Below are 24,410 nucleotides of genomic sequence, written 5' to 3' on the forward strand. Positions count from 1 at the left end.
ACTCTCGCTGAGTGGTCGGGGATGGTTGCTGCCCGCGCATGGCCGGAACCGGGGCCGCGGGCCCTCAGGTGGTGCGGTGGTGGTGTGGTGGTCAGGGCCGGGCGGTCGCGCGCCCGGCCAGTGCGCCGGCGAGCAGCCGCGGGGTCGGCGCGGCGAAGAGGGCGCTCGCCCTCAGTCCGGCGGCCGCCGGGTGGGACCCGCGCAGCAGCGCCAGCAGGCGCATGGCGAGCAGCGACTGGCCGCCGTGGTCGAAGAAGTCGTCGTCGGGGCCGAGCGCGGGGGCGCCCAGGACCTCGCGGAAGAGGGCGAGCACGCTGTCCAGCGGCTCTCCCCCGGAAGGCTCCGCGGCCCCCTGCGGGAGCGGCGCCCCGGGGCGCGGACCGGCCGGGGCCTGAACGCCGGCCGGGGCCTGAACGCCGGCCGGGGTGGCGATCGGGCTGCCGGCCGGGGCGGTGTCCGGAGTGGTTCCCGGGCCGCCGGCAGACGGGGCCTGGGCCGGTACCGGTACCGCCGCCCAGGCGGCCAGCAGCCGCTTGTCGACCTTGCCGTGCGGGTTCTTCGGCAGGACGGACACCCGGTACAGCACCCGCGGCACCGCCCAGTCCGGCAACTGGGCCTCCAGCGGCGCCACCAGCGCGTCCCGGTCGCCGCCCGTCAGCCGTACGGCCTCGCCGGGCAGCGGCGCGGCCGCCGCGTCGGCCGGCACGGTGAAGGCCCACAGGGTGGTGCCCGTCCCCGGGTCGGGGAAGACCACCGCCTGGTCCACCCCGGCCAGCTCGCACAGGGCGCGCTCCACCCGGGCCGGCTCCAGCCGGTGCCCGCGGATCTTGACCTGGTCGTCGGCCCGGCCGAGGAAGACCAGCTGCCCGTCGGCGTCGATCCGCCCCAGGTCGCCCGTGACGTACAGGCGCGCACCGGGTCCGGTGGCGTACGGGTCGGCCACGAAGCGGCGGGCGGTGGCGGCCTCGTCGTCGAGGAAGCCGCGGGCCAGCAGCGGGCCCCCGATGTGGATCTCCCCGGTCTCACCGTCCGGCACCGGGCGCCCGTCCCGCCGGATGCTGATCTCCACGTCCCGCAGGGGTGTGCCGAGCGGCACCTCCTCGGCGTCCGACGGCAGCAGCCCGGTGTAGAAGGTGGAGCTGACGGTGCATTCGGTGAGCCCGTACACGTGGGCGAGGGCGGCGGGCTGCCGTGCCTGCCAGGCACGGTAGGGCCGCGGGTCCATCCGTTCGCCGCCCACCACCACCGTGCGCAGCTCCGCTGGGGTGGCCGTGCCGCTGCCGTCGAGCCAGCGGGCGTACTCCAGCCAGTACTGGGTGGACAGTTCGACCACGGTGGTCAGGGTCCGGGCCATGGTGGCGTGCAGCTCCTCGGCGTCCAGGGCCCGGGTGTCCTCCCGGCACACGACGGCCGCGCCGGCGGCGAACGCCGGGAACACCTCCTCGATCAGCACGTCGAAGCCCAGTGACGCCACCTGGAGCCAGCGGTCGCGCGGCGTCAGCCCGAGCCGGGCGGCGACCGCGGCCGCGAACCGGCGCAGGGACTCCCGCTCGACGACCGTGCCCTTGGGCCGGCCGGTGGAGCCGGAGGTGAACAGGACGTACGCCACATCGGATCCGCAGGCCCGCCGCGCAGGCCGCGTGCGGGCCCCGTCGCCGTCCGCCGCCGCTCCGGCGCCGTGGCCGTCGCCCGGGCCGGCCGGTACGTACGCCCCCTCGGGCGCGTGCCCGCCGTCGCCCAGCCACACCGCGGCCGCCGTACGGCCCACCAGTGCCGCGCGGGCCGCGGGCGGCAGCCGGTCGTCCAGGACGGTGAACCCCGCCCCGGCCTTGAGCGCCGCGAGCATGCCGAGCACGGTGCGGGCGGGATCGCCGAAGGCCAGCCCCACCAGCTCCCCCGGGCCGGCGCCGCGCCCCGCGAGGGAGGCGGCCCAGGCGTCGGTGAGCCGGTCCGCGTCCCGGTACGACAGCACCTGGTGCGGGGTCACGAGCGCGGGTCGGGCGGCATGGTCGCGGACCGAGCGGTCCCACAGGTCGAGCACATCGGGTCCGGTCACGGCGGTCACCGGCCGCTCCCGCGCGCCCGCAGGAACTCCGACAGACCCGCGAGGCCGGCCCGGAAGTCCTCCTCCGGGCCGCCGAAGCCGAGCCGGGCGCCGTGCGGCGCGCCGAAGGCCGTACCCGGTACCAGCAGGGTGCGGTGGCGGTCGAGCAGCTCCAGGCAGAAACGTTCCACCGCCTGGGGTCCGCCCGCCGCCCGCTCCAGCTCGCGGAAGACCGGCAGCGCGCACACGCCGCCCTCCGGCGGGGTCCAGCGGACCAGGTCCTCGTGCTCGGCCATCCAGCCCGTCAGGTGCGCGAGGTTGCGCCGGGCCCCGGCCGCCCGTACGCCGATCAGCTCGTCGGCGTGGCGCATGGCACGCTCGGCGACCAGCTCGACCAGCGGCGAGAGGAACAGGGTGGTCCGGTCGCGCAGCGGGAAGGTGGCGGTGAGCAGCTCCTTCGGCGCGACGGCCCAGCCCACCCGCAGGCCGGGCAGGCCGAAGGTCTTGGAGAAGGTGCCGTAGGACACGGTGTCGCCGCCGTCGGCCCCGGGGTCGGCGAGCACCTCCCAGCGGTGGGCGATCTCGGCGGTGGCGGCGTCCCAGACGAGTACGGCGCCGGTCTGCGCGGTCCGGTCCTTGAGGGCCTTCAGGCCCTGGGGGGAGAGCGTGACGCCGGTGGGATTGTGCGGGAAGTTGACGATGACGGCCGCCGTGCCGGGCGTGATCAGGCCGGTCAGCACCTCGGGGTCGATCTCTCCGTCGCGCACCGCCCGCGCCGGCAGCCCGGCCACCGTGCAGCCGGCCGCCCGGGGGTAATGGCCGAGCGAGTGGTAGATGCCCTCCTGGACGACCACCCGGTCGCCCGGGTGCAGCAGGGTGCTCAGCGTCAGCGCGATGGCCTCGCTGGAGCCGTGGGTGACCAGCACCCGCTCGGCGTCGCCGCCGGCGTAGCGGTCGGCTATGGCCTGGCGGATGCCCGCCCCGCCCTGCGAGACGCTGTCGTCCATGACGATGTCGTCGAGGTCCTCGGCCGGGATCCGGCACATGCCGCGTATCTCGGCGAAGGTGTACGGGTGGACCCCGCTGGAGCTGATGTCGTGGATGTCCGGGCCGAGGTGGCGGCGGTACCACTCCTCCAGCACCGGAGGGTCTTCACGCCGTGGACGCAGACTGCTCATGGCTGTGCACGTGTCCCTTCTCTACCCTTGACGGGTTTCCCGCCACCAGCGCTGCCCGGAGAGCGGGAGCGTGTCGATGGGGTCGTAGTAGTGGTACGAGCCGCTGTGGGCGTCCGGGTCCGCCGCCTCCAGCGGGGTGAGGTAGCTCTTGCTCCAGTGCGACACCCCGAGCTCGCGGTCGTAGGAGTCGGCCTGGTCCACCCACCGCTTGCCGGCCATCGGTACGTCGCACACGATGCGCGGGGTGGCGAACCCGGGCAGGTAGCCCATGATCTGGCGCTGGATCGTCTGCGCCCGGTGCAGCGGCACCCGCCAGTGCTCGGCGTTCGGGATCATGTCGCACATGTAGAAGTAGTACGGAGTGGTGCCGGCGTGGTCGGCGAGCGCGAAGCACAGGTCGAGCAGGGCGTGCGCGCTGTCGTTGACCCCGCGCATCAGCACGCCCTGGTTGCGCACGTCGTGCAGACCGGCGTCGAGCAGGGCCCGGGCCGCCCGGGCCACCCCGGGCGTCACCTGCTGCGCGGCGTTGGCATGGGTGTGCAGCGCGATCCGTACGCCGCGCGAGCGCGCCGTACGGGCGACGCGCTCCACGCCCGCCAGCACCGGGCCGGAACTCCAGTGCTGGGGCAGGCCGATCAGCCCCTTGCTCGCGAGCCGGATGTCGCGGATCGAGTCGATGGCCAGCAGGCCGTCCACGAACCGCTCCAGCCGCGGCCAGGGCAGGTTGGCCAGGTCACCTCCGGAGACCACCACGTCCCGGATGCCGGGGGAGGAGCGCAGGTGCTCCAGGATCCGCTCGGCCCGGTCGACGGGTTTGAGCCGGAGCCTGTTCTTGGTGACCTGGGGGGTGGAGTTGCCCACCAGGTCCATCCGGGTGCAGTGCCCGCAGTACTGGGGGCAGGTCGACAGCAGTTCCGCCAGCACCTTGGTGGGGTAGCGGTGGGTGAGCCCCTCGACCACCCACATGTCCTGCTCGTGCAGCGAATCCCGGCTGGCCATCGGGTGCGAGGGCCAGTGCGGGTGCCGGTCGGAGAACACCGGCAGCATGTAGCGGCGCACCGGGTCGTCGTAGAAGGCCTTGGTCAGCTCGCCCGGGCGGGCCGCCGCCGCGTCCGGGGCCATGGTGTTGAGCATCTGGGGCGGCAGCAGCACCGACATGGTGGCGCGGTGCAGCCGGTCCTGCTCCCAGTCCTCGTAGAACTCCTCGTCGAGCAGGTCGCCGACGACTGCGCGCATCCCTTTCGCGTCCTTGACGCAGTGGGCGCGCTGCCATTGCGGGTCCGCCCATTCGGCTCCGGTGACGTCGCGCCATCCGGGGAAGCGCCGCCAGTCCGGTTCCACGAGCGGGCTGCTGCGGTACTCGTAGACGCTTTCGAGTGCGCCTGATTCCGTCTGGCTGCGTGCTGTGTCCACCAACCCGCCGTCCATTCCCGTCGGTTTCGGCCGTATCGCCTGACAGGAACCGATCTTGCAGAGCGCCGGAGTTGTACACGAGGGCCGGTTGTACGGGGCACTGCGGAGGTGTGCCCCTGTACAACAGGGCGCCGAAGGTGGACAGTTGTACGGCGTGGTGCACACGAGTCACCTGGTGCGGCACAACGCCGCGCGGCCGGAAGCGGAACCGGCGGCGAACGCGCGTGGCGCGCGCTGTCCGGCCAGGGAAGGTTAGGCAACCCTATTCGGACGAACCGCTTCTCAGGATGGCCGAATCCTCGGCCGACGATTGATCGATATGTCAGTGGCATGTACCAATGTCCGAGAGGTCCCGGTGCGACGGTCTCCGGTCGCCATGGGGCCTGGCGACTGGTCGTCACGCCGGACAACCCGCGCCGCCCACCGGGCAGTACGGCGCGACGGACACCTGCGCTTCGCTCGACACCATCCATCACGAGGGGAGAAGCATGCCCAGGCCAGAGCGGTTGTTGGACCCCACGGCCGGACCGCTGGAGGAATTCGCCCACGAACTGCGGGGCTTGCGCAGGCAAGCCGGAAGCCCCTCGTACCGGACGATGGCGAAACGCGCCCACTACTCCGTGGCCACGCTCTCGGAGGCGGCCCGCGGACTGCACAAACCCTCCTTGAAGGTGACGCTCGCCTACGTCGCCGCCTGCGGGGGCGACCCCGAGCCGTGGACCGGCCGCTGGAACCGCCTCAGCAGCGAACTGGGCGAACGCGACGGACCCGCCCGGGGCCGGCCGGTGCCCGCCGGTCCGGTGCCCGCCCGGTCCGGCGCCGACGGCCGCCCCCTGCGCGGCGGACCGGCCGCGGCTCCCCGCCCGGCCGCGGCTCCCCGCCCGGCTGCCGCTCCCCGCCGGGCCGCCGCACCCAGCCCGGCCGCCGCACCCCGCCCGGCCGCACCGCCCGCGGCAGGGCCCCGCCCCGCGGGCTCCCGCCGGACCGCCGCCACCCGCCCCGCCGTCCCGGCCGGCGCCGCCGCGCGCCGCCCCGCCGCGGACGCGCTGACCACCGACGAGCGGGCGGAGCTGCGCCGGCTGCGCGACGAGGTGGAGGAGCTGAGGCACGCCAACGCGGTGCTGAAGGCGGCATCCGCGATCTTCGCCGCCGATCTCCGCACAAACTCCCGGGTCGTGTACAACCCGGCGGACCGACAAGATCCGTTGGCGTGACCGGACGCCGGTGCCCAGCGGGGCCCGAGGCGAACCGGAGGATCCCGACCGACCCTTGGGGGACTGACCATGCGTGTGCTCGGAGTCAACGGCTGGCCCGGCGCCAGCCACGACGGTGCCGCCTGCCTCGTCGTGGACGGCGACGTCATCGCCCTGGCCGAGGAGGAACGTTTCACCCGTCACAAGCACGCCTACGGGGAGGCACCTGTCAACGCCGCGGCCTACTGCCTCGCCGAGGGCGGTCTCACCCTGGACGACATCGACGTGGTCGCCCACGGGTGGGACCTGCCCACCCTCTTCGCGGACCGCGGCCTGGACTGGTTCGACAGCGACGCCGAAGCCCTGGAACACCTGCTGCCCAAGGCGCTGTTCCCGCGCGGCCGCGACCCCCGGCTGACCTTCGTCGGCCACCACGTCGCCCACGCCGCCAGCGCCTACCACCTCTCCGGACGCGACCGCGGCGCGATCCTCGTCCTGGACGGCCAGGGCGAGAACGAGAGCACCACCCTCGCCGTCGGCATCGACGGCGAGATCAAGACCCTCCGCGCGCACACCCCCGGCTGGTCGCTGGGCTACTTCTACGCCGCCGTCTGCGCGTACGCCGGACTCGGCGCCGACAACGCCGGCAAGATGATGGGCCTGGCCTCCTACGGCACACCCGGCGACCTCACCTTCGGCGGTGCCCTCGGCTTCACCGACGAGGACTTCACCGTCGGTGCGGTCCCGCCCGACCTGCGCTCCACGGGCACCACCGACGAGGAGACGGCCACCATCCGCTTCTGGCTGGAGCACCTGGAGAAGACCCTCCCGGACGCCCCCAACCGCAGCACGCGCCGCTTCGACCCGCTCACCGGCCGCTTCACCAGGGTCACCGACCGGGACCCCTTCGAGTACCGGGACGTCGCCGCCACCGCCCAGGCCGCCCTGGAACGGGCCGTCATGGGCCTGGTCCGCGGCCTGCTCCGGGAGACCGGTGAAACCACCCTGATGATCGCCGGCGGAGTCGGGTTCAACGCCACCCTCAACGGCAGGATCATGCGGATGCCCGAGGTCCGGGACCTCTTCGTCCAGCCCCTCGCCGGCGACCAGGGCGTCTCGCTGGGCGCCGCGGTCTGGGTCGCCGCCCGGGAGGGCGACCGGATCAAGCCCATGAACGGCTCGGTCGCCTGGGGCCCGGCCTGGTCTCCCGACCAGATCCGCCAGGCCCTGGAGGCCTCCGGCACCGCCTACACCGAACCCGCGGACATCGCCGCCGCCACGGCCGACGTGCTGGCCGCCGGCGGGGTCTCCGGCTGGTTCCAGGGCCGCGCCGAGAGCGGACCCCGGGCGCTGGGCCACCGCAGCCTGGTCGCCGTACCCGACCCCGAGTCCACCCGCGACCGGGTCAACGTACGGATCAAGGACCGCGAGGCGTGGCGCCCGTTCGCGCCCAGCATGCACGAGGAGGCCGCCGAGGCCCTCATCGGCACGGCGACCCCGCTGCCGTACATGATCGTCACCACCCCGGTGACCGAGGCCGGCGCCGCGGCCATGCCCGCCGTCGTCCACAGCGACCGCACCACGCGCCCCCAGACCGTCTCCGCCGCGGTCGACCCGCTCTACCACCGCCTCATCGGCGAGGTCGGCCGGCACACCGGCACCGCCGTCGTCATGAACACCTCCTTCAACGGCCGTGACGAACCGGTCGTGTGCAGCCCCCGCGACGCGCTCGCCACCTTCCACCGGCTGCCCCTGGACGCCCTCGCCCTCGGCCCGTTCCTGGTCCGCCGCCCCGCCGGATCCCTCGGGGAGGCCGACGCGTGACCTCCTCCGTACGGCCGGCCGGCCCCGAGGCGTCCCCGGGCCCCGCCCCGGATCCGCGCGCCCCGTCCGCCGAGGAGGTGCACGCCTGGCTCGCGGACTGGCTCCCCGAAGCGGTCCTGACCCCCGACGCGGACCTCACCGCCCCGCTGCGCGACCTCGGCGTGGACTCCCTCGACCTGATCCGCACCGCCCGCCGCATCGAGGCCGCCTTCGGCGTACGGGTGCAGCTGCGCGAGCTGTTCGGGCCCGAGCTGACCACCGCCCGCCTCGCCGGGCTCGTCGCCGAGCGGGCCGCCCTGCGCGGCGCGGCCGCGGCCCTTCCGCCCGGCACCGCCCAGGGTCCCGTCGTCCTGACCCCGTCCCAGGAACAGGCCTGGGAGGAGCAGACGGGCGGACGCGGCCACTGGAACCAGGCCCTGCTCCTCACCACCAGGCCCGGCATCGACCCCGAGCTGTTCGCCGAGGCGGTCCGGCGGCTCGTCGCCGGCCACGCCTCGCTGCGCCTGGCCGTCGAGGACCGTCCCGCCCGGCGGCCCCGCCAGCGGACCGCCGCCCTGGCCACCGACGGCCCGCCGCGGACGGCCCTCGGCCCGGTGCTCGACACCGTCGACGTCAGCGAACTCGCCGACGCCGACCTGTCGGCCGCGGTCACCCTGCGCTGCGCGATCGAGCAGCGCTCCCTGGACCCCGGCGCCGGCCGCGTGGCGCGCTTCGTCCGCTTCGACGCCGGTCCCTCCCGGCCGGGCCGGCTGCTGATCGCCGTCCACCAGATCGCGATCGACATGGTCTCGTGGTCCGTACTCCTCGCCGACCTGGAGGAGGCGTACACGGCACTGGAGGCGGGCCGGCCCGACGTGTGGCCCGCCGAGGGCACCTCCTACCCCGAGTGGGCCGAGGCCCTCGCCGCCCACGCCCGCAGCCCCGAGGCGGAGGAACAGGCCGAGTGGTGGACGGAGGTCGCCCGTACCCCCGCCGCCCTGCCGCCCGACCACCCGGTGGCCGACCCGCGGGCGGTGAACACCGCCGCCAGCGCGGCCACCCACCGCGAGGAGTTCCCCGCGGACCTCACCGCCCGCCTCCACGCGGCCGCCGGCGCCCACCGGGCCCACCCCGGCGACCTCGTCCTGCACGCCCTCGGGGAGGTGCTGGCCGAACGGCTCGCCGAGCCGGCGGTCCGCCTGGACGTCCTGCGCCACGGCCGTGAGGAGACCGTGGGGGACACCGATCTGGCCCGCACCACCGGCTGGTTCACCAGCACGGTCCCGGTCCGCCTGGACCTGGCCCCCGGCACCCCCGCCGAACGCCTCGCCCGGACCGTCGGCCACCTCGCCGCCCTGCCCGGGGGCGGCGTCGGCCACGGCGCGCTCGCCCGGCACGGCCGGCCGCGGATCGCCGCCGTACTGCGCGCGGCCCCGCCCAGCGACGTCTCCTTCGACTTCGAGGGCGCCGACGCCGACACCCTGCCGCTGGGCACCCTCCTGCCGGACGTGGCCCCGGAACCGGTCGGCGACATCACGGCCGGGCACTGGCGGCGCCCGCACCTGCTGGAGGTGATCGCCACCACCGAGGACGGCACGCTGCGCGTCGAGTGGTGGTACTCCACCGCCCTGCACGAGGAGGCGACCGTACGCGCGCTCGCCGCCCGCCACCGGGCCGCCCTGACCGCCCTCGTGAACGCCCTGGCGGGGACCGGCGCGCCCGGAGCAGCCGAGGCCCCCACCCGCTGAACGCCTTTGACGGACGGACCGGAAGACGCCTGCCATGACCCTGCCCAGCGTGCTGGACCCCTTCTTCGCCATCGCCCACTCGGACCCGGACCGGCCCGCGGTGGTCGACAACGGGGTGACCGTCGGATACGGCCAACTGGCCCGCTGGGCAGGGGCGGTGGCCGACCTGGTGGCCACCCGCACCCCGGCGGGCGCACCGCCGGTCGCCGTCCACACCCACCACAGCGTCCGTGACATCGCGGCGGTCCTCGGCACCCTCGCCGCCGGCCGCGGCTACGTACCGGTCGCCGACGGCCCGGCCGGCCACGCCGACCGGGCACTGCGCGCCCTCGGCTGCCGCGAGCTGATCGCCACCGCCGAGACCGGCCGGCTGCCCGCCGTCGACCGCGTCCTGCGCCCCAACTGGGGCCTCTCGCGCGCCCCGCTGCGCGAGTCCGGCGAACCCGTGCGGGCCGAGGACCCCGCCTACGTCCTGTTCACCTCTGGCTCCACCGGCGCGCCCAAGGCGGCCGCGGTCCCGCACGGGGCGCTGCACGCCGTACTGCCGCACCTGATCCGGCAGTACGGCGCCGGACCCGGCACCGTCGCCCTCAACTTCCACCGGGCCGACGGCGACACCAGCCTGGAGGAGATCCTGCCGGCCCTGCTGACCGGCGGACTCGTCGTCCTCGACGAGGACGGCGAGGCGGACCTCGACCGGGTCCTGACCGACCACGAGGTCACCCTCGTCAACCTGCCCGTCGACTACTGGCACCTCTACACCGGCCATCTGCTGGACACCGGACGGGCCCTGCCCCGCTCCGTCGAGACCGTGGTGATCGGGGGCGAGGCCGTACGCGCGGACATGCTGGACCGCTGGCGGCGGCTCGGCGCCGACGACGTCGTCCTGCTCAACACCTACGGCTCCACCGAGACCGCGCTGGTCACCCACAGCGCCGTGCTCGCCGGCCCGGGCGCGCCCGCGGCCTTCCCGGACGGGGTGCCCATCGGCCGCCCGCTGCCGTCCGTGCGCCAGGCCGTGGTGCCCGGGCCCGACGGCCCGCAGGGCCCCGGCGAACTCCTGGTGGCGGGGCCGCAGCTGGCCACCGGATACGTCGACGACCCCGAGCGCACGGCCGAGCGCTTCGTCGAGACCGACCCCGGCGGCGGCACCGGCCGCTGGTACCGCACCGGGGACCTCGTGACCGAGGGCACGGACGGCTCGCTCGTCTTCCACGGCCGCATCGACCACCAGGTCAAGATCCGCGGCCACCGCGTGGACCTGCTCGACGTCGAAGGGGCCGTCGGCCGGCTCCCCGGGGTGGCGGCCGTCGCCGCCGCGGAGCACGCCAAGGGAGAACACACGGTCCTGGTCGCCTTCGTGGTCCTCACACCCGGGGCGGCCGGGGCGGCCGGGGCGACGGCAGCGACGGGAGCGGCCGGGACGACGGGAGCGACGGCAGCGTCCGGGACGACGGGGACGACCGGTGTCGCACCCCGCCCGGACGACCTCGCCGCCGCCCTGCGCGAGCGGCTGCGCGACACCGTCCCCGAGCCCCTCGTCCCCGACCGGATCGTCGCCGTGCCGGAACTGGTGCACACCCGCACGGGCAAGGTCGACCGTGCCGGCACCCGGGACCGGTACCTGTGACCAACCGGCTCTTCGACCCCTCGGTCGCGCCCGCCGCCGTCCCCGAGGCGGACGCCCGGGGCCCCTGGGCGTACCTGTGGTGGCTGGTGCGGATCCGGCCCTGGCCGCTGGTCCTCGCCGCCGTGCTCGGTGCCCTGTGGATGGTCCCCCTCGCCCTGATCCCCCTGGTCATCGGGCGGGCCATCGACGAGGCCGGGCAGGAGACCGGCCAGGCGGGGCTGTACCTGTGGTCGCTGCTCGCCCTCGGCCTCGGCGTCCTCCAGGCACTCGCCGGCGCCGGGCTGATCCAGGCCGCCGTCGGCGCGGAGGCCCACGCCCTGTCGGTCACGCACCGGGTGCTGATGCGGCAGGTCGTCCGGCTCGGCGCCACCCTGCGCCGCAAGGCCCGTTCGGGGGACGTGGCCGCCTCCGCCGCGGCCGACGTCGAGAGCATCGGCAACGCCTTCGAGGTGGCCGGCCGCACCGTCGGGGCGGTGGTCGCCGCCGTCCTGGTGGCCGTGGCCCTCACCGTCACCTCACCCGTCCTGGGCCTGGCCGTGCTCATCGGCGTGCCCGCCGCCGTCCTCGGCATCGGCCCGCTGCTGCGGCCCCTCCAGGAACGCGACGAGGCCCAGCGCGAGCACATGGGCACCGCCACCTCCCAGGCCGGCGACATCGTGGCCGGCCTGCGCGTCCTGCGCGGCATCGGCGGCGAGGCCGGCTTCGCCGAGCGCTTCCGCCGCACCAGCCAGCAGGTACGCCGGGCCGGTGAGTCCGCCGGCCGGATGGAGGCCTGGCTCCAGGCGGCCGGCGTCCTCCTGCCCGGGCTGGTCACCGTCGGCATCGTCTGGCTCGGCGCCCGCATGGCGCTGAGCGGCACCATCACCGCCGGTGAACTCGTGGCGTTCTACGGTGCTTCGGCCTTCCTCACCCTGCCCGTCAGCACGGCCACCGAGGCCGCCGAGACCCTCAGCCTCGCCAAGGTGGCCGCCGGCCGGGTCTGCACCCTGCTGCGGCTGGCCCCCGCGACCCTCCGCCCCGCCCACCCCGAACCGCTCCCGGCCGGCGCCCTCGCGCTGGCCGACACCGGTACCGGCATCACCGCCGCGGCGGGCCGCCTCACCGTGGTCACCGCGCCCGCCGACCGCGTCGGCGACCTCGCCGACCGCCTGAGCCGCCCCGGGGCGCGTCCCGAAGACGGCCCTGAAGACGGTCCCGAAGACCGTCCCGGAGCCCCGGCCGTCCGGATCGGCGGCGTCCCCCTGGACCGGGCCGATCCCGACGAGCTGTCCACCCGGCTGCTGCGCTCGGGCCCCGCCGACGTCCTCTTCAGCGGCACCGTGCGCGAGGAACTGACCGCCGGATCCGCCCGGTCCGGCCCGGACCTGGAGCGGGCCCTGTCCGCCGCCGACGCCGCCGACGTCGTGGACGCCCTCCCCGGTGGCCTGGACGCCCTCCTCGACGAGGGCGGCCGCACCCTGTCCGGCGGCCAGCGCCAGCGGCTCGTCCTCGCCCGCGCCCTGCTCGCGGAGCCGGACGTACTGATCCTGGAGGACCCCACCGCCTCCGTCGACGCCCTCACCGAGGCCCGCATCGTCGACCGGGTCGCCGCCCTGCGCGCCGGCCGCACCACCGTGGTCTTCACCGACAGCCCCCTGTGGCGGGGCGCCGCCGACCACGTGGTCCGCCTCGACGAGCAGCCCCTCGCCGGCCCCGGCGTCACCGACCGCTCCGCAGGAGTGCCCTCATGACCACCACCCCCACCCGGGCCGCCGCGGCGGGCACCGACACCGCCCCGGCCCCCGGGCCCGCCGGGCCGCCGGGCACCGCCGCACGGCTGCCGCTCGCCGACCGCGCCGACGTCCGCGCCTGGACCGGTGTCTTCCTGCGCGGCGAGGCCCCCCGACTGGCCCTCACCTTCGGTCTGTTCGCCGCCGCCCTGGTGGCGAGCCTGGTCGGCCCGCGGCTCCTCGGCCACCTGGTCGAATCGGTCAAGGACGGCACCACCGCCGGCCGGGTCGACGTGCTCGCCCTCGCCTTCGTCGCCATCCTCACCGGCCACGCCCTCCTCGCCCGCGCCGCCCGCACCCAGGCCACCCTGCTCGGCGAACGCGTCCTCGCCCGCACCCGCGAGAACTTCGTCCGCCGCGTGCTCGCACTGCCGCTGTCCGAGGTCGAGGCGGTCGGCACGGGCGACCTCCTCAGCCGGGCCACCACCGACGCCGACCGGCTGAACGAAAGCATCCGGCAGGCCGTGCCCCGCATCGCGCTGGCCGCCGTCACCCTGGTGTTCACCTTCGCGGCCATCCTGCTCACCTCACCGCTGCTCGCCCTCGGCCTGCTGGCCGGCGTACCGTTCGCCGCCCTGTCCACGTGGTGGTACCGGCCGCGCGCCACCCGCGCGTACGAGCGGCTCCTCGCGCAGGAGGCCGACGTCCTCGCCGTCACGTACGAGACCGCGCGCGGCGCCGCCACCGCCGAGGCCCTCGGTCTCGGCCCCCGCCAGGTGCGGCGCCACGGCGCGGCCGTGGACCGGGTGGTACGGACCCGGCAGCGCACCACCTGGCTGCAGACCATCTGGTTCCCCAGCCTGGACCTGGCCACCATGGTCCCGATGGCGCTCACCCTCCTCATCGGCGGACTCGCCTACCAGCGGGGCGAGGTGGGGCTGGCGGAGCTGACCGCCGTCGTGCTCTACGTCCAGGCCCTCGGCGAGCCCTTGAACGACCTGCTGACCTGGACCGACGAACTCCAGATCGGCAACGCCGCGCTGCGCCGGATCCTCGGGGTCGAGCGGCTGCCCCGCGAGGAGCCGAAGCAGCCGGCACCCACCGACGGCCACGCCCTCCGCCTCGAAGCGGTCGGCTTCGGCTACGGACCGGGCCGCGAGGTGCTCACCGGCATCGACCTCGACATCGCCGCGGGCGAACGCCTGGTGGTCGTCGGCGCCTCCGGCGCGGGCAAGTCCACCCTCGGCAAGCTGCTCGCGGGCGTGCACCACCCCACCCGGGGGACCTTGCGGATCGGCGGCGCCGACGTCACCACCCTGCCCGTGGGTCAGCTGCGCCAGGAGATCGTCCTCGTCACCCAGGAACAGCACGTGTTCACCGGCACGGTACGGGACAACCTGCTGCTGGTCGGTGACGCGGCGGACGCCCCGCTGTGGGAGGCGCTGGAGAGCGTCCTCCTCGCGGACTGGGTGCGGTCCCTGCCCCAGGGCCTGGACAGCGAGATCGGTCAGGGCGCGGCCCTGGTGTCCCCCTCGCACGCCCAGCAGCTGGCCCTGGCACGGCTGCTGTTGTCGGACCCCCACGCGCTGGTCCTCGACGAGGCCACCGCCCTGCTGGACTCCACCGCGTCCCGCCGGGTCGAACGCTCGCTGGCCGCCCTGATCGAGGGCCGCACGGTCATCTCGATCGTGCACCGCCTGGACTCCGTACGCGACGCGGACCGGATCGCGGTCATGGACGGCGGACGCATCGTCGAACTCGGCAGCCACGACGAACTCCTGGCGGCCGACGGGGCCTACGCATCCCTGTGGCACTCCTGGGACCCGTCCCGCCGCCCCTGAGCCGACTGGGCCGGTCATGAGGCGGTTCACCCTGGGACAACGCCGCCGCGCTGCTCGGGGTCCTGCTCTCCGCGTCCAGGGCCGCCCCTCACCGTCGACGGCGGCCAGACCGTCCCCGAATCCCTCGACGCACTCACCCCCCGTCCGTAGGACGGCGGAAGCACCGGGTCACCCCGGGGCCCTCGCTCCGCGGCGGTTGAACGGCAGCCGGCCGAGCAGTACCGCCAGACCGCAGGTGTCGGTGACCGCGGAGAACACGAGGCCGGCCGCGACGGCCGCCGGCAGCAGGAACAGGCCCGGGTGCACGAGCCACCCGAGGAGCAGGCCGGTCAGTACGAAGCCTCCGGCGGTGAAGCAGACCTGGCGTTCCATCGCCCAGACGGCCCGCGCGGGTCCGGCGGGGCGCTCCAGCCGGTGACCCGCGGCTACCCACGCACGGGTGCCGCCCGTGAGTCCGGAGGCGGGGATCCCGTGGACGGCCAGATCCGTGACGGCTCTGTCCGAGCGCGCACCGGAGGCGCACACGACGAGGAGGGGCTTGCGTGCGGCGGCCTCCCTCAGTTCCGGTGCGCTCCGCGCGAGCCGGTCGAAGGGCACGTTGAGGGCGTCCGGCAGATGGCCGGTCGCGAACTCGCCGGGAGTGCGGACGTCTACGACGGTCAGCTCGCCGAGGCGTTGCTGCGCTTCGCCGACTGCGATGGAGCGGGGAACGGTCATGGCGGAACGCGTCCTTGCAGAAGCGGGGAGCGGAAGGGAAACGGAACGGCGCCCGGCTTCAGCGGGCCGAGCCGGGGATGGAGGGAGAGGGCGCGAAGTGGATCTTCTGAGGTCCCTTCCCGTCGCCCCTCCAGTCGAGGAACAGGATCACGTCGGTGACGAGGCGGTCGCGGCTGGACCAGCGCGAGGAGTAGGACGCGGGGGTGATCGACCCGTCCTTCGCCCTGTTCAGACGCCGTGCCAGATCGGTGCGCCTCGTGACGGCCAGACCGCCTCCGGTGATCATCGCGGTCACTTCGACGTTCGTACCGGTGGCGTTGAAGACGGGGCCCGGGTGCGTGGGGGATGCCGGCAGGTCCCACGCGATCGTCGCCCAGTGACGGATGTTCGCGCCGGATTCGGTCACGCAGGCCTTGACGGTGAAGTCCCAGTTGTCGGGCCAGGGCCCGCTGTAGGCGGGGTTGTCGACGGTCTTCGACGACACCTTGCAGCGCTCCACCGCGTACGCGGGGCTGGTTCCGGCGGCAGCGGCGATGACGGTGGCTGCCACCAGTACGGCCGAGAGCCGCCGGATGGGGGTTGTCCTGAGCACGGGGTGCCTCCATTGGCCGGATGACCAGGACAACGACCCGGCAAGGTCAAGGAAGCTGGCTGTCGAGGGTGGGGTGCGTGGAGCCCCGGTGACGGACGCCGACCCGTACGTCGGCCTCCCGCCCGTCCGGTCGAGCCGGACCGGCCGGCTCAGGGCCAGTCGACGGCGAAGGCCCGCCCGGGGTTCCGCGTGAGGATGTGATCCACCAGCTCCGCACCCAGGGCGGCCACCAGCCGGGGTCGCACCCGGCGCAGCAGGTACGGCATGCCGGGGCCGCCGTCGACCGACCGCGCCCCGGAGACGACGGTGTCCCCGCCGAGCAGCAGCCGGTGCCCGAAGCCCGCCTCGGCCAGCGCCTTCACCGCGTCGGGCATCCGCCAGTCCGTGGCGTGATGGGCGAGTGAGGGCCCGTCGAACGCCAGATAGCAGCCCGCCTCCGCGGCCTGGCGCTGCACCACGCCGTCGGGGGAGCGGTTGAGGTGCCCGAGGACCACCCGGTGGGGTGGGACCTCCAGCTCGTCACAGAGCAGGTCGAGTACGTCGAGCGCGCCCGTGCCGTGCTCCAGGTGGACGGCTATGGGCGCGCCGGTCTCGTGGTGGGCCTCGGCCGCGGCGGCCATCGTCCAGCGTGCGTGCGCGTCGAGGGCGTGGAAGCCGCCCGCGACCTTGATGAGCCCGGCGCGGACGCCCGATGCGCCGATGCCCGTGGTCAGTTCGGAGACGAAGACGCCGGCGAGTCCGCCGCGCAGCGCGTCGAGGAACTCCGGGTCGTAGTGGGCGGCCTGATGCAGCCCGGTCGCGCACACCACGTGCACCCCGGCCGCGCGGGACAGCGGCGGCAGCTCCGCGGTCCGCCGTCCCATGCCGTACGGCGTCCACTGGATGACGCTCGCACCGCCCGCGGCGCGGAACGCGGCCAGTTCCGAGCGTGCGGCCGGGACGTCGTCCAGTTCCCGGCCCGGGAGCTTCGGGCTGCGGAGGAAGAGGTGGTCATGGGCGTCGCACACGCCGAGGTCCTCGGGGCGCACGTCCCCGAGGACCGTGCGGACGCGGTCTACCACTGCCGTCCGCGCGGCACTACGTGCCTCCCGGGCGCCGACACGTGCAGCACCTCGAAGACGTCGCCCGGGGCTTCGGGCGCGTGGTGGTCCCAGAGCGAGAAGTGGACCAGCTCCCAGCGGTGCGAGTCGACGGCCGCTGCGGCGAGTACGGCGCCTTCCCGCGAGGCCAGCCGCCCCGCTTCGCGCACGGCGTCCTCCATGAAATCGGACAGCGGCACGCCTTCCGGGACCCGCTGCCGCCGGCGCACCGCGGCGACGGCGGGAGCGCCGGCCGCGGCGCCCTCCTCGTAGGCCAGGCCCGTCCACTGCCGTACGTCGGGCCGCCCGAAGTCGTTGACGGGCCCCTGGAAGGCGCCTCCCCACAGGAAGGTGTTCATCCCCTCCATGGTGTTCCAGAGGTAGAACGGCGCGTACTGGTTGACCGGCGAACCGTGCACCCCGCGCTCGCGCATCAGGTACGTCTTGAAGCCGAGGCCGTCCCAGTCGTCGAGGGCGTGCCCGAGGCGGGAAACGCGGTCGCGGATGATGTCCATGTCGTAGTCGGCGGGCAGGGTCATCTCGTACTGCATGGCGTGCATGGGAGCTCCTGTCTCAAGCGGGGTAGTGGCCGACGTGTTCGTGCCACTCGACGGTCGAGCCGTCCTCGGCCGCCTCCACGACGGCGAGATGCGTCATGAAGGTGCCGGGAGCGGCGCCGTGCCAGTGCCGTTCGCCGGGCTCGATCCACACGGTGTCGCCCGCCCGGATCGCCTCGACGTCACCGCCCTCGCGCTGGACCAGTCCCTCGCCCTCCAGGACGTGCAGGACCTGGCCGTGCGGATGGCGGTGCCAAGCGGTGTGCGCGCCGGGGGCGAAGTGCACGCTGAACATCCGCAACCGGGACGGTGACTCCGGGGCGGCCATCTCGTCCAGCCACACCGTGCCCGCGAAGTGCTCCGCCGGGCCCCGCAGGGTGTCGGGCCGCTTTGTCGTGATGTGCATACGGGAACTCCTCAGGATGCCGGTCGAAGAAGGGAGAGCAGACCGCGGACCCCCGAGTCGAAGGCCGCGGGCGAGCCCGACGCGCGGGCCAGGACGTAGCCCCCTTGCACCGTGGCGAGGACCGTCGCGGCGATCTCCCGCGCGTCGAGGGAGCGGGCGAACTGGCCCTGTTCCTGACCCTCTTCGACGATGCGGGCGAGCTGCTCACGCAGCCAGGCGATCGTCTCGTCCACCGGGGCCCGCAGATCCTCGTTCGCGACCACGTCCGGGTCCATCGTCAGGCGGCCCACGGGGCAGCCGCGCAACACGTCGCGTTCGCGCTCCAGGTAGGCCCGGATCCGCTCGTACGGCGTCCCGGGCCCGTCCAGCGCTCTCTGCGCGGAGGCGCGCAGCTCCTCGGCGGTGCGGCGGATCGCGGCCAGCGCGAGGTCTGGTTTGCCCTGGAAGTGGTGGTACATGCTGCCCTGGCCCGCGCCCGCGCGCTCCAGGATCGCCTTGGGGCTGGTGCCCACGTAACCGCGTTCCCACAGCAGTTCGCGGGTGGACTCGATCAGTCGGTCCTGAGTGCTCATACGACTACTGTACATACTAGTAGGTACAGAATACGAGCCGTTCGGGACTTTCACGCGCTGGTCGGTACGCCCGCGTTCGCGAGGATGCCGCGGGCGGGCAGGGCGGTGCTCTGCGCTGCGGTGAGCCCGGAGACCGTGAGGTGCGCGTCGACGATGCGCAGGCCGGCTGCGTACCCGGCGGCGTCGGGCAGCCCCACGGGTTCGCAGCCCATGCGTCGGGCGGTGGCGTCGCCGTACACGTACGGGGGCAGGTTCCACATCCCGGCCACGTCGATCGCCGCTGTGACCTTGGCCTGTGCCTGCTCCAGTTCCCGGCCGGACAGCGTCGTCGCCCAGGGCCCCATCGCGTCATCACCGGCCAGCTCGCGCACGAACGCCTCGGCCAGCCCCTCGGCCACCACCTGCTCGCCGACCGTGACGGTGGCCGGGTCCCAGACCACGTTGGCATAGCGCACGTTGTGGTGGAGCTCGTGCGCGGCGGCGTATCCGATCTTGGCGAGGCTGGTCCCGGTGGGCCACATCGTCAGCTGGATCGCCCCCGGAATGCCGCCCATCCCGAAGTAGCCGCCGTTGCGGACCGTCAGCAGCTCGTCGTCCGGGTCACCCAGCGCGAGGACGACGTGCACGGTCTCGGCGGCCTTGATCCCGGGCACCGCCGCGCTCAGCCGGCTCCACGCCGCGGCGAGGCAGTCCTCCATCCGGTTCCACACCTGCGCGTCCTGCATCCGCCGCAGGGCTGTCAGGTAGCGCGCGTCCTCCACGTCGATCCGGAAGCCGCTGCCCGCCTGGTGCATCTGGACCATGTCCAGGTCACCGATTGCGGACATGGCGCTCTGCAGGGGGCTGAGCATCTCGCGCAGGGCGTCGGGCCGTTCCTCCAGCGGGCGCTGCAGGAGATCGAGCATGGCGGACGCCGTGTCATGAACGATGATCTTCATGACACGGGACGGTAGGACCTCCCGCTACGTGAGGATCAAGCCCGGGTCGTGAACCGTACGGGCTAGGTGCTGTCCGCGCGGTCTTCCCGGAGTGCGAACCGGGCCTGGGCCGTCAGGACGGCTTCGGTATAGCGCCCCGCCCACGCGCCCATCGCACGGATCGGGCCCAGCAGCGCGAGACCCGCCTCGGTGAGGGAGTAGTCGACGCGTGGCGGGGCCTCGGCGTACGCCTGGCGTACGACCAGGCCGTTGTACTCGAGGCGGCGCAGGGCTTCGTTGAGGACCTTGGGGCTGATCCCGCCGATGCGGTTGATCAGCGCGCGCGGCCGCATGGGCCCGCTCTCGCCGAGGACGTACACGATCACGCTGTCCCAGCGGTTCGACAGGACCTCGAAGGCAACCCTCGCCTGGCAGTCCGCGGCGTACTCGCCGCCGCCCAGGTCCTCGCCCAGGTCCTCGTCCAGGTCCTCGTCCAGGCCTTGTCCGTCTGCCTCTACCACCGCGTCGACCATGCGCCCATCCTGCCCGGCCCGACGCACACCATGTGGTGTGCATCGGGCCGCCTAGCGTCCTTTCCGTCACACCTCACACCTCACACCTCGCACGTCTCGCGACACGGACGACAGGAGCAAGCACATGCGCATCGGCATTCTGGGTACAGGGGCGATGGCCACGGCCCTCGGCGCGGCCTGGGTACGCGCCGGCCACGACGTTCGGGTGGGGGGCCGGGACACCGCGGCGGCCGCCCGCACCGCCCTGCTCGCCGGCGCCTCCGGGCACGGCAGCCTCGCCGAGGCCGCGGCCCACGGGGAAGTGGTACTGGCCGCCGTACCGGCCGGCGTCGCGCCGCAGTTGGCCGGGGAACTGGCCCACCTGCTGGCCGGGCGGACGGTGATCGACTGCACCGTTCCGATGGCACCGGGCGCGGACGGCCCGGCCCTGACCACGGGCGGCACCACCTCCGTCGCACGGCTCATCGCGGACGCCGCCCCCGGCGCCCAGGTGGTGAAGGCGTTCGGCGTGTGCCACGAGAGCATCTGGACCCTGGACCGGCCGGCCTTCGAAGGGGCCCCGCTGGCGGTGCCGTTCTGCACCGACCAGGCGGGCGCCGCCGACCGGGTGACGGAGATCATCGCCTCCATGGGCTGCTCGCCTCTGCCCTGCGGCGGGCTCGATCGCGCTGCCCTGCTGGAGGCCACCGCGGTCTTCGCCGTCGGCGTCTGGTGGTCGGGCGCCGAGGCCCGCTTCGCGTTTCCGGCTCCGGCCCTGGCTCCGGGGGCCGTGGACGACTAGGGGGTGTCTCGGTCGTCCTGGTAGCCCCGCCCCGGCCGTCCCGCCGTCCCCCTCCCCGGCCCTTCAAGGTCAGCGCCCCCGCCCGGGGCCGTGCGCCCCGGACGGCGGTCCGGGCGCGCCGTGGCGCGGGACGCGGGTCAGGCCCGGTCGCGGCAACATGGTGTTCACCAGCGCGGGCACTCGGGGTAACAACCGCTTCCTAGCGTGACCGGCCGAGGGTCACGGCCGCGAACAGGGCGGTCGGCACTCATCGATGACGGTACGTCACCCCGTTCGGGCAAAGGCGCCACATGGGGCACCGCACTCCACCGCAGCACCTGCACCCAGCCCCACCGGGAGGCGTCGCATGAGCACCACCGAGTCACGACGGACCACCGCCGGCACGACGGAGGCGGCCGCGGCCCCGGGTCAGGCGGTCAAGGAGACGCTGGAGGACTACACCCTCCGTTTCGCACCACGCGGCTACCGCCGCTGGACCCCCATGGTCGTGGCCACCACGGCCCTCGGCGGAATCGCCTACATGGCCGACTTCTCCATCGGCGCCGGCATCGGCCTGGCCCACGGCACGGGCAACGCCCTCATCGCCATCGCCGTCGCCGCGGTCGTCATCTTCGTCACCGGCTTCCCCCTGGCCTACTACGGGGCGCGCTACAACCTCGACCTCGACCTCATCACCCGCGGCTCCGGCTTCGGCTACTACGGCTCGGTCCTCACCGGCGTCATCTTCGCCAGCTTCACCTTCATCTTCTTCGCCCTCGAAGGCGCGATCATGGCCCAGGGCCTCCGTCTCGGCCTCGGACTGCCCCTGTGGCTGGGCTACGCCGTCTCCACCCTCATGGTGATCCCGCTGGTCGTCTACGGCATGAAGGCGCTCAGCAAGCTCCAGGTGTGGACCACCCCGCTCTGGCTGCTGCTCATGGTCGCTCCGCTGGTCTACCTGATCGCCGACGACCCCGGCTCCGTCGACCGCTTCCTCGCCTACGCCGGCACGGACGGAGACGGCGCCGTCAACACCGCCTCCGTCATGCTCGGGGCGGGTGTGTGCCTGTCCCTGATCGCACAGATCGGCGAGCAGATCGACTACCTGCGCTTCATGCCGCCCAAGACCGAGGCGAACAAGCGCGCCTGGTGGACCGCCGTGGTCATGGCCGGCCCCGGCTGGGTGGTGCTCGGCGCGCTCAAGCAGGCCATCGGCGTCTTCCTCGCCGTCCACGTCATCGCCCGGGTCGGACCGGCCGCAGCGCCCGAGCCCATCCGGCAGTTCCGGGGGGCCTTCGAGGCGATGATGCCCTCCTGGATGGTCATCCCGCTGGCCGTGGTCCTGGTGGTCATCAGCCAGATCAAGATCAACGTGACGAACGCGTACTCCGGCTCGCTGGCCTGGACGAACTCCTTCACCCGCGTCACCGGGCACTATCCCGGCCGCATGGTCTTCGTCCTGGTCAACCTGGCCTTCGCACTCGCCCTGATGGAGGCCGACATGTTCAGCTTCCTGGGCGGCGTCCTGGGCTTCTACTCGAACTGCGCGATCGCCTGGGTGGTCACCGTGGCCACCGACATCGGCATCAACAAGTACGTGCTGAAGCTGTCCCCGCTCCAGCCGGAATTCCGCCGGGGCATGCTCCACGCGGTCAATCCGGTCGGTGTCGTGTCCTTCGCCGCCGCCTCCGGCCTGTCGATCGCCATGTACTTCGGCCTCCTCGGCGGCGGCCTCCAGCCGTACTCGCCCGTGGCGGCGGCCGTCATCGCGTTCGTGCTCACCCCGCTGATGGCGGTGGTCACCAAGGGTCGCCACTACCTGCGCCGCACCGACGACGGCATCGCCGAGCCCCTGCTGGACGCCGACGGCAACCCGAGCGCGGTCACCTTCGAGTGCCACGTCTGCCGGCAGTCGTACGAGCGCCCCGACGTCACGGCCTGTGTCGCGCACGACGCGGTCGTCTGCTCGCTGTGCCTGAGCACCGACAGGACCGGCGCCCACGTCCTGCCGGCCGCCGCCTAGGCCGTCTCTTTCGGATCATGGCAGGTGCATGGCAAATTGGCGGCTGCGGGGCTACCTTCTTGGGGCTCGGGAGGCGCGGCTGTCCGAACGTCTGGGCCACAGGCGGGCGGTGGCGGCGTCTCCAGCGCCCCGGCTCCGCCGAGGGGCCGGGTCCCCCACACATGAAGGCAGACGACCATGTCTCTGGGCACCTGGCTGAAAGCCGGCACCTCCGCCGCCGCGCTGGTCCTCGTGGCGGCAACCGCCGCGACTGCGGCACCCGCGCCCCTACCGGACGCCGGCGCAGCGATAGTGACGCTCCGTTACGACGACAGCCGGGCCGGCGGCTGGGAAGCGGCCGTCGCGGCCGGGGTCGCTTCCTGGAACGCGAACGTCGGTAACGTACGGCTGGTGGAGGCCGCGCCCGGAGTGCGGGCCGAGATAGTCATCGTGGCCACCACCGGCTGGCCGCAGGCCACCCTCGGCCCGGTCCGTCCCGGGCGCCAGGTGCGGGTCGAACTCGGCGCGCAGGCCGTGAGCCAGGGGTACGACAAGACGCGCATCGCCGCGCACGAGCTGGGCCACAGCCTGGGCCTCCCGGACACCAAGCCGGGGCCGTGCTCCCAGCTGATGTCAGGGTCCAGCGCGGGGACGGCCTGCACCAACGCCGTTCCCGACGCGACCGAGCGCTCCCGCGTGCAGAACGCGTACGCGAACGGGCTCGCGGCAACCGTACCGACCGACGGCCGGGTCCTCATCGACGCCCCCTGACCGGCAGGGCCGGCGGCTGGGCCGGCGCGGGGGCCCGGCCGGGGCGGAACTCCCGGAGGGCGGCCGTGCCGGTCAACGGGCCGCGCCTTCATCGGGATGCACCTCGTCCTGTTCCGGGCGGCGCGCGGGGGCGGCGACCGCGGCGGACGCCGCCCCCGGCCGCCGGTCCCCCTCGTCATCCCCCCGCACCGGGTTTCTCAGGGTCGGCGTCCGGCCCAGGCCACCAGACGGTCGATGGCCCGGGCTCCGGGGTCCACGGCCACCACTTCGGCGAAGGGGATCCGCCCGCCGCGGTTCTCGGCCGGCAGCGCCCGACGGACGACGCCGATCACCCGTTCGATGAGGGCCGGGTCCCAGTCCGGGTCCTGTCCGGTCGCCTTCGCCAGGTCCCACGTGTGCACCGTGAGTTCGTGGGTGTAGACGGCTGCGGCGGCCGCGCCCGGCAGGACGCCCATCGGCAGGTGCAGCTGCCGGCCGAGGATCGCCGGATCCGCCCACACCTCCGCGACCTCGCGGGCGCCCGGCTCCCAGGCCGCCGCCCACGCGCCGTCGGCGATCTCGTCGGCGAAGGACGGGACGCTGAACGGATCCTCACCGCGCCCGATCACCGAGATCCGGCGCACGACGGCGACGAGGTGGCTCGACAGCCGCCGGACGTCGAACTCCTCGCAAGGGGTCGGGGCGTCGTACTGCTCGGGCCGGACGGCGGCCAGCGTACGGCCCGCCAGCTCGACGGCGGCGGCGAGGTCGGCCCGCGGATCGAAGGAGGAAGTGGACGAGGGGGAGGAGGAGGGGGAGGAGGGGGAGGAGGCGACGGCACCGGCACCGGCACCGGCACCGGTGGAGTCGAACGGGGTCTCGATGAGCTGCTCGGTCTTGTTCATGCATTCATCCTGGAAGCAGAAGTGGCCACCTTCTGGCCAGTTTTCCGAGGAGAATGGAAGG

Annotated in this window: 20 protein-coding genes and 1 pseudogene; 9 read left to right on the forward strand and 12 right to left on the reverse strand. The window is 74.2% G+C overall.

Features of this window, described 5'->3' with window-relative positions:
• Nucleotides 1–91: 91 nt before the first annotated feature.
• The 3 genes from ACZ518_RS28970 to ACZ518_RS28980 are packed head-to-tail and all read right to left on the reverse strand — an operon-like array spanning nt 92 to nt 4,635.
• A complete protein-coding gene (locus tag ACZ518_RS28970; RefSeq protein WP_469115956.1) occupies nt 92–2,065 on the reverse strand; it encodes an amino acid adenylation domain-containing protein in 1,974 nt (657 codons plus the stop codon).
• Entirely contained in the window at nt 2,062–3,186 is a 1,125-nt protein-coding gene (gene vioD / locus ACZ518_RS28975; RefSeq protein WP_469115957.1) for a capreomycidine synthase, read from the reverse strand. The genes ACZ518_RS28970 and vioD overlap by 4 nt, the downstream gene beginning before the upstream one ends.
• A gap of 57 nt (nt 3,187–3,243) precedes the next feature.
• Nucleotides 3,244–4,635: a KamA family radical SAM protein gene (locus ACZ518_RS28980; RefSeq protein ID WP_469115958.1), complete on the reverse strand. Its 1,392-nt coding sequence runs from the start codon at nt 4,633–4,635 to the stop codon at nt 3,244–3,246.
• A 488-nt stretch (nt 4,636–5,123) separates the two neighbouring features.
• Here ACZ518_RS28980 and ACZ518_RS28985 point away from each other — a divergent pair, with 488 nt between their 5' ends.
• The 6 genes from ACZ518_RS28985 to ACZ518_RS29010 all read left to right on the forward strand — a co-directional run bounded on the left by ACZ518_RS28985 (nt 5,124) and on the right by ACZ518_RS29010 (nt 14,559).
• Entirely contained in the window at nt 5,124–5,849 is a 726-nt protein-coding gene (locus ACZ518_RS28985; RefSeq protein WP_469115959.1) for a helix-turn-helix domain-containing protein, read from the forward strand.
• A gap of 69 nt (nt 5,850–5,918) precedes the next feature.
• A complete protein-coding gene (locus ACZ518_RS28990; protein WP_469115960.1) occupies nt 5,919–7,652 on the forward strand; it encodes a carbamoyltransferase family protein in 1,734 nt (577 codons plus the stop codon).
• Nucleotides 7,649–9,379, forward strand: coding sequence for a condensation domain-containing protein (locus ACZ518_RS28995; protein WP_469115961.1), 1,731 nt, complete (start codon nt 7,649–7,651; stop codon nt 9,377–9,379). The genes ACZ518_RS28990 and ACZ518_RS28995 overlap by 4 nt, the downstream gene beginning before the upstream one ends.
• Before the next feature lie 34 nt (nt 9,380–9,413).
• The gene (locus ACZ518_RS29000) at nt 9,414–11,009 is read left to right on the forward strand and encodes an AMP-binding protein (RefSeq protein ID WP_469115962.1); all 1,596 of its coding nucleotides are present in this window, start codon (nt 9,414–9,416) and stop codon (nt 11,007–11,009) included.
• The gene (locus tag ACZ518_RS29005; RefSeq protein ID WP_469115963.1) at nt 11,006–12,739 is read left to right on the forward strand and encodes an ABC transporter transmembrane domain-containing protein; all 1,734 of its coding nucleotides are present in this window, start codon (nt 11,006–11,008) and stop codon (nt 12,737–12,739) included. The genes ACZ518_RS29000 and ACZ518_RS29005 overlap by 4 nt, the downstream gene beginning before the upstream one ends.
• Nucleotides 12,736–14,559: an ABC transporter ATP-binding protein gene (locus ACZ518_RS29010; protein WP_469115964.1), complete on the forward strand. Its 1,824-nt coding sequence runs from the start codon at nt 12,736–12,738 to the stop codon at nt 14,557–14,559. Before ACZ518_RS29005 ends, ACZ518_RS29010 begins: the two co-directional genes overlap by 4 nt.
• A gap of 168 nt (nt 14,560–14,727) precedes the next feature.
• On the opposite strand, the gene ACZ518_RS29015 is transcribed toward ACZ518_RS29010, so the two are convergent.
• From ACZ518_RS29015 to ACZ518_RS29050, 8 genes are all read right to left on the reverse strand, one after another.
• Complete coding sequence (locus ACZ518_RS29015) at nt 14,728–15,276, reverse strand: rhodanese-like domain-containing protein (RefSeq protein WP_469115965.1); 549 nt, start codon at nt 15,274–15,276, stop codon at nt 14,728–14,730.
• 58 nt (nt 15,277–15,334) lie between these two features.
• A complete protein-coding gene (locus tag ACZ518_RS29020) occupies nt 15,335–15,868 on the reverse strand; it encodes a hypothetical protein (protein ID WP_469115966.1) in 534 nt (177 codons plus the stop codon).
• A gap of 149 nt (nt 15,869–16,017) precedes the next feature.
• A complete protein-coding gene (locus ACZ518_RS29025) occupies nt 16,018–16,929 on the reverse strand; it encodes a phosphotriesterase family protein (RefSeq protein WP_469115967.1) in 912 nt (303 codons plus the stop codon).
• Entirely contained in the window at nt 16,923–17,507 is a 585-nt protein-coding gene (locus ACZ518_RS29030; protein ID WP_469115968.1) for a DUF4865 family protein, read from the reverse strand. Before ACZ518_RS29030 ends, ACZ518_RS29025 begins: the two co-directional genes overlap by 7 nt.
• Nucleotides 17,508–17,520: 13 nt before the next feature.
• Nucleotides 17,521–17,910 carry a (R)-mandelonitrile lyase gene (locus ACZ518_RS29035; RefSeq protein ID WP_469115969.1) on the reverse strand — a complete coding sequence of 130 codons (390 nt, stop codon included), beginning with the start codon at nt 17,908–17,910 and terminating at the stop codon, nt 17,521–17,523.
• An 11-nt stretch (nt 17,911–17,921) separates the two neighbouring features.
• Entirely contained in the window at nt 17,922–18,497 is a 576-nt protein-coding gene (locus ACZ518_RS29040) for a TetR/AcrR family transcriptional regulator (protein WP_469115970.1), read from the reverse strand.
• A 35-nt stretch (nt 18,498–18,532) separates the two neighbouring features.
• Nucleotides 18,533–19,420, reverse strand: a complete 888-nt coding sequence (locus ACZ518_RS29045; protein WP_469115971.1) for a DUF2268 domain-containing putative Zn-dependent protease — start codon at nt 19,418–19,420, stop codon at nt 18,533–18,535.
• Nucleotides 19,421–19,482: 62 nt separating this feature from the next.
• Nucleotides 19,483–19,932 carry a winged helix-turn-helix transcriptional regulator gene (locus ACZ518_RS29050; RefSeq protein WP_469115972.1) on the reverse strand — a complete coding sequence of 150 codons (450 nt, stop codon included), beginning with the start codon at nt 19,930–19,932 and terminating at the stop codon, nt 19,483–19,485.
• A 112-nt stretch (nt 19,933–20,044) separates the two neighbouring features.
• Here ACZ518_RS29050 and ACZ518_RS29055 point away from each other — a divergent pair.
• The 3 genes and pseudogenes from ACZ518_RS29055 to ACZ518_RS29065 form a co-directional block, all read left to right on the forward strand.
• Nucleotides 20,045–20,713 (forward strand): annotated as a pseudogene (locus tag ACZ518_RS29055) (NADPH-dependent F420 reductase); the annotation flags it as partial.
• A gap of 346 nt (nt 20,714–21,059) precedes the next feature.
• Nucleotides 21,060–22,715, forward strand: a complete 1,656-nt coding sequence (locus ACZ518_RS29060) for a purine-cytosine permease family protein (protein ID WP_469115973.1) — start codon at nt 21,060–21,062, stop codon at nt 22,713–22,715.
• A 177-nt stretch (nt 22,716–22,892) separates the two neighbouring features.
• Nucleotides 22,893–23,465, forward strand: coding sequence for a snapalysin family zinc-dependent metalloprotease (locus ACZ518_RS29065; protein WP_469115974.1), 573 nt, complete (start codon nt 22,893–22,895; stop codon nt 23,463–23,465).
• A gap of 197 nt (nt 23,466–23,662) precedes the next feature.
• Here the strand turns inward: ACZ518_RS29065 and ACZ518_RS29070 are convergent, their stop codons facing one another.
• Entirely contained in the window at nt 23,663–24,349 is a 687-nt protein-coding gene (locus ACZ518_RS29070) for a TIGR03086 family metal-binding protein (RefSeq protein ID WP_469115975.1), read from the reverse strand.
• Nucleotides 24,350–24,410 lie beyond the last annotated feature (61 nt).

This window comes from Streptomyces sp. NPDC033966 (assembly GCF_055575955.1).

Bases quoted from the DNA above. Each gene is read 5' to 3' on its own strand.
- ACZ518_RS28985 (WP_469115959.1), top strand. From the start codon at position 5,124: ATGCCCAGGCCAGAGCGGTTGTTGGACCCCACGGCCGGACCGCTGGAG.
- ACZ518_RS28990 (WP_469115960.1), top strand. From the start codon at position 5,919: ATGCGTGTGCTCGGAGTCAACGGCTGGCCCGGCGCCAGCCACGACGGT.
- ACZ518_RS29000 (WP_469115962.1), top strand. From the start codon at position 9,414: ATGACCCTGCCCAGCGTGCTGGACCCCTTCTTCGCCATCGCCCACTCG.
- ACZ518_RS29010 (WP_469115964.1), top strand. From the start codon at position 12,736: ATGACCACCACCCCCACCCGGGCCGCCGCGGCGGGCACCGACACCGCC.
- ACZ518_RS29015 (WP_469115965.1), bottom strand. From the start codon at position 15,276: ATGACCGTTCCCCGCTCCATCGCAGTCGGCGAAGCGCAGCAACGCCTC.
- ACZ518_RS29030 (WP_469115968.1), bottom strand. From the start codon at position 17,507: ATGCACGCCATGCAGTACGAGATGACCCTGCCCGCCGACTACGACATG.
- ACZ518_RS29035 (WP_469115969.1), bottom strand. From the start codon at position 17,910: ATGCACATCACGACAAAGCGGCCCGACACCCTGCGGGGCCCGGCGGAG.
- ACZ518_RS29040 (WP_469115970.1), bottom strand. From the start codon at position 18,497: ATGTACAGTAGTCGTATGAGCACTCAGGACCGACTGATCGAGTCCACC.
- ACZ518_RS29045 (WP_469115971.1), bottom strand. From the start codon at position 19,420: ATGAAGATCATCGTTCATGACACGGCGTCCGCCATGCTCGATCTCCTG.
- ACZ518_RS29050 (WP_469115972.1), bottom strand. From the start codon at position 19,932: ATGGTCGACGCGGTGGTAGAGGCAGACGGACAAGGCCTGGACGAGGAC.
- ACZ518_RS29060 (WP_469115973.1), top strand. From the start codon at position 21,060: ATGAGCACCACCGAGTCACGACGGACCACCGCCGGCACGACGGAGGCG.
- ACZ518_RS29065 (WP_469115974.1), top strand. From the start codon at position 22,893: ATGTCTCTGGGCACCTGGCTGAAAGCCGGCACCTCCGCCGCCGCGCTG.
- ACZ518_RS29070 (WP_469115975.1), bottom strand. From the start codon at position 24,349: ATGAACAAGACCGAGCAGCTCATCGAGACCCCGTTCGACTCCACCGGT.